General features: G+C 72.7%; 1 protein-coding gene. It reads left to right on the top strand.

Translation table 11 applies throughout. From position 1 onward, the window contains the following. Positions 1 to 564: FUSC family protein (locus HUK84_RS22265; RefSeq protein WP_176642052.1), on the top strand; the 564-nt coding region annotated here is incomplete at both ends.

The following is a 564-nucleotide window of genomic DNA, read 5'->3' as shown; positions in this document are numbered from 1 at the left end:
GCCTGGTCGGCACCGCCGTCGGCGCCGTCGCCGCCGTGGCGCTGACCGCCGCCTTCCCCCAGGCGCCATGGCTGTTCGTTCCCGCGATCGGCCTGTGGATCGGCCTGTGCGCGGGCCTCGCCACCCTGGTGCGGAATTTCCGCGCCTACGCGCTCGTCCTCTCGGGCTATACCTGCGCCATCATCGCGTTCGACGCCATCCGCAGCCCCGACGACGTCTTCCTGATCGCGCTCTCGCGCTCGACCTACATCGTGCTGGGCATCGCCTGCGAAGGCCTGGTGGCCGGCCTCTTCTCGCCCGACCTGGCCGACACCGCCCGCCGCAAGATCCGCGCGACGCTGCAGACCGCCCTGTCCGGCGGCACGGCCGCCATCGCCGACCTGCTGGCCGGCGACGAACAGGCCTTCACCCGCTCGCGCGCCCTGTTCGGCACCATCCTCGCCATCAACGACCAGATCGAGTTCAGCGAGGTCGAAATGGGCCCCCACGGGCACGAGGGCGACCACGCCCGCGCCGCCCTCGCCTCGGTCTCGGTCCTGCTCTCGCGCGGCCTGGGCATGGCGG

The sequence above is a fragment of the Nguyenibacter vanlangensis genome, assembly GCF_013376155.1.
GTDB classification, from domain to species: domain Bacteria; phylum Pseudomonadota; class Alphaproteobacteria; order Acetobacterales; family Acetobacteraceae; genus Gluconacetobacter; species Gluconacetobacter vanlangensis.
The sequence above is the reverse complement of the archived record's forward strand: the minus strand, read 5'-3'. Positions and strand labels throughout refer to the sequence as shown.